We start from the raw sequence: 4,025 nt of genomic DNA, 5'->3' as shown, positions 1-4,025 counted from the left end.
CTCCGCCGCTCCACCCCCCCGCCGCCCCACCGGGGCGGTGCGCATCGTCGATCCGGTCTCCGATCCCCGCCTGGACCGGCCGCGCCGCCCGCTCACCGACACCACCCGCGCCCTGCTCGCCGCCGCGCCGGCGCCCGGCGCGGACCGCTCGGCGATCGTGCACAGCATCTTTCTGGGTATGGCCCGCGCCGGCCACAGTCTCGCTGATGCCCGGGCGGCCGTCGCGACGGCGCCGGGACTGGTCCGGCTGCGCGAGGACCGCGCCCGCGGCCGCGACGACACCGACCGGCAATGGCGACGCGCCCTGGACACCGCCGCGCACTTCGCCCCCACTCCCCCGACCACCCGGGCACCGGTCGACGACGAACTCGACCGCATCGAGGCCGCCATCGGAGCCGCCCCCACGCGCTGGGCCCGCCCGGGTGGGCCCAGCGACGAACGCATCCTCTACGCCCTCCTCGCGCTCGCCCGCACCGCGCGCACCCGCGTCCTGGACATCGACTGCCGCCGACTCGCCCAGGCCGCCGCCGTCGACGCCTCCACCGTCTCCCGCCGGCTGCGGGTGCTGGCCCACGAATCCTGGGTGCGGTGCATCCGCACCGGAAGCGGAACCCGTGCCGCCACCTGGCAACTCGAACTCCCCGACCCGGTGGCGCCGCTACCGGTTGCAACACAAGGGGAACCCGCCCCCGCCCCGGGGTACCCCTCTGCCCTACTGGAGCACCACACGCACGATCTCTGGGCGAACCGGTCCGGGCTGGGTGGGGCAGCTGCCCGCATCCACTGGGCTGCGATTTCGGGAAAATCCTTTATTTCCGGAGCGGGCAGAAATTCGATTGAGGTGGCTGCCCTGACCGGGTACAGCCTCGTCACCGTCACTCGTACCCTGTCCATCCTCGCCCGATTGGGCGTGCCTACCGATGTGCGAGCCGATATCCCCTCTCTCCGAGAGAAACTCGATGACGCGGCTGATCGTGTCGGAGCCGCCGGTGTCGGAGCACAGCGGGTCCGACGTCATCTTTTCGATCGGGAGTTGCACCGTTGGTGGCTCGAAGAGCAGGAATGGCGCTGCCAACGCGGGAAGAAGACCGGCGTACCCCGCACGGTTTCCCTGACCATCGCCCTGCCGATCGACGCGCCCGCTCGGCTGCGGTACGGCCGATTCCCGGTGACCGATACCGGCCGCGCCGACTATCGTGCGGCGCGAGCCGTGGTCATCCGGGTGTGCTCCCCTGGTTGGAATTCCACGACCAATCCAGATCGGCAGGGCGGGAAGGCGGCCTGACACACCCTGGTTCTCCAACCGGACCGAATCAGTATGAGTCGTCCACTCGGGCGATTTGAGCGAGGAGGAGCTCGGCGTGGGGCGGCCGATCCGGCAACTGGAACGGCCGCAACGTCACCGCGGCCTTGACCCAGTCACCATCTCCTGCATGCAGTCGCACCAGATCGCCGGCCTGGGGAACCTCACCGCTCTCGACTCTCCGAGCATTCGCTTGCAGACTCGGCAGATCCTCGGGATGGACGACGGGACCGGTGACATGCGCATACTGCCACTCCACCCACTCCGGAGCCCGGCCGATCCACATCGCGATAATGCCTCGCTGGGCCTCGAACAGCGCGACATGGACATCGGCACCTAACAATCCTTCACGCAGTCCGAGAGCAGCCAACGATGGCATTGACGGCGGATACACGTCGGACACGTCGTGATACAGCACCCGGACACCGGATCCGTCTTCCATGGGTCGTAAGACGACCTGCCACTGCATCGCATGGCCGTGGTCGTGCCGAACCGAGAACCACGTGCTCAGCACTCCCCCGGACCGCGGATTGAGCACCAGATCCAGGAATTCGGTCTCGTGCTCGAAGCAGATCGCGCGGTTGATGTAGTCGGCAGGGGTCGCGGTGGGAAGCCAATCTTCGAGCAACGTACCGGACATCGCCCCCGACTCCCACGTCTGATAGATCAACATTTCCTCGACCATCCAGGCCACACCTGAGGTCAGACGCCGCGTTCCCAGCTCCTCCCCCGGCTCTCCCACCCACAGATGGATGCCGTGCACATCGCCGAACGGGCCGATGATCGGCCAGGCATAGAACCGCCACGACTGCCGCATCTTCTTCGACGACAGCACCCGATCGAACGGTTTACGGACTTTCCGGACGTACTCCACGATCGGCTCCACCGGGATGTCCGGTGCGGGCGAGACCTTCCGGCGGAGCGAAGTCATCTCCTTCACTTCACCATCCGAGGCCACCAGCGTCGCAACACCCTCCACGAGCGTTTCGATCAAATGCCATGAACCCATCGAAGACCCCCCTCTGTCTCGACCTGATCTCGATGCGGGGAGGCAGTGTAGCGAAAACCGACTGTTCGACCGTTAAGCGGGATCGATGGTCACGCTCGGACGTGTAGCGCCAGGTGCAAGCGCTCGGGTCGGATCGTCAGCAACTCGGCCACCGACAGTTCATAGCCCGGCACGGGCGCGACCTCGAAACGGGTGAGGATCTCCGCCAGCGCCAGGACCGCCTCGTGCAACGCGAACTGCCGGCCGATGCAGGCCCGAGCCCCTACCCCGAACGGTTTGTAGGCGTGGGCCGGGCGGGCACGCACGGCCGCAGGCAGGAACCGGTCCGGGTCGAAGGTCTCGGTGTTCTCGCCCCACAGCTTCGGGTCGCGGTGCAGTGCCAGCAACACCACCAGAACCGTCTGGCCCTTGCCCATCGGGTAGCCGGCCAGCGTCGTGTCCGTCCGGGCCTTGCGGAAGAACGCCGGGCCGGACGGCCACAGCCGCAGTGTCTCGTCGACGATACGGCGGACATAGCGCAGCTTCGCCACCTGCTCGAACCGGAGCGGGCCGCTGCCGTCGCGCACCTGGGTTATTTCCGCCCGCGCTCGCTCGACCATCTCGGGATGCAGCGACAGGTAGTGCAGCGCGAACGACAGCAGACCTGCCGTCGTCTCGTGCCCGGCCACCAGGAAGGTCAGCACCTGATTGCGGATGCTCTGATCCGACAACAGCTCACCGGTCTCCGGGTCCGGGTGCTCCAGCATCCGCTGCAGCAAGTCGTCCTGCCGCGGTGACTGGCCGTGGCGGCGTGCCGAGATCACCTCGTCGACGGTGCGCTGCATCAGCGCAATGTCCTTGGGATGTTGGCGCAACGCTTTCCACCCGAAGATCTCCCGGATGACCGGCAGATCGTTCGCCGACTGCGACACGAACGACAGCGCCCGCGTCATCGACTCGACGAACGGATGCCGACCGGCCGAGAACGAGTCGAAGCTGTACCCGAAGCCGGTGCGTCCGATGACCTCCAACGTCAGCCGATTCATATCCGAGGAGACGTCCACCGGACCGTGCGAGGCCTGATCGGCCCAGTATTGGCACAGCCCGTCGACACACTCGACCATCACATCGTGATAGCTGCGCATCGACGGCTGGCTGAACGACGGCATCAGCACGTTGTGTGCCTGGGCCCAGGCCGGCTCACTGTTGAACGCGGTGAACAATCCGTCCCCGGCCAGCTCGCGCAGGTTGCTCACCGGTGGGACGACCGCCTTGGCGAACCGGGATTCGTCGAATACCTCCGCGGCCGCGTCCCCGCCCCCGACGACAACCAACTTCTTCCCGGCGATGTCGATCTCGAACACGTCCCCGAGCTCCCGTACGAACTGCGCCTCACGCTGTACCGGCCGCCGAGGATCGAGACGCAACACATCTCCCAGCAAGGGCAGCCGCCACGACGGGTGCGGCATCGCTTCTCCACGCCTGGTCTCAGCTTTGACGCGGACATCATTTGAGGCTTGCTCCCCCGCAGAAGTCATGACCGGAGTCTGCCGCACCGCTGTGCCGATCGCAGAATCGGTCGGCTGGTATGACGGAGGAAGCGACGGTTACGGCCAAGTCGGGTGATGAGGGTTCGTGGCGGATCCATCCCCTTGAAGCACTGCCGCTGAACCAACGACGGCTCGCTCAGCGGGGGCGTCACGCGTTGTAGCGCTACAACGTCGTTGCGCGAGG

Annotated in this window: 3 protein-coding genes; 1 reads left to right on the top strand and 2 read right to left on the bottom strand. The window is 66.9% G+C overall.

Annotated features, from left to right (window positions below; all coding sequences use genetic code 11):
- The coding region (locus CQZ88_RS00250) for a hypothetical protein (RefSeq protein WP_258008390.1) at positions 1-1,285 on the top strand (1,285 nt) is incomplete at its 5' end.
- 28 nt (positions 1,286-1,313) lie between these two features.
- On the opposite strand, the gene CQZ88_RS00245 is transcribed toward CQZ88_RS00250, so the two are convergent.
- Both CQZ88_RS00245 and CQZ88_RS00240 read right to left on the bottom strand, forming a co-directional pair.
- Complete coding sequence (locus CQZ88_RS00245; protein WP_180986907.1) at positions 1,314-2,312, bottom strand: GAF domain-containing protein; 999 nt, start codon at positions 2,310-2,312, stop codon at positions 1,314-1,316.
- Positions 2,313-2,401: 89 nt separating this feature from the next.
- Positions 2,402-3,760: a cytochrome P450 gene (locus CQZ88_RS00240; protein ID WP_102799060.1), complete on the bottom strand. Its 1,359-nt coding sequence runs from the start codon at positions 3,758-3,760 to the stop codon at positions 2,402-2,404.
- Between the last annotated feature and the right edge of the window lie 265 nt (positions 3,761-4,025).

The organism is Rhodococcus sp. ENV425, from assembly GCF_002887785.1.
Taxonomy (GTDB): domain Bacteria; phylum Actinomycetota; class Actinomycetes; order Mycobacteriales; family Mycobacteriaceae; genus Rhodococcus; species Rhodococcus aetherivorans.
This window is presented reverse-complemented; position numbering and strand designations above follow the sequence as displayed.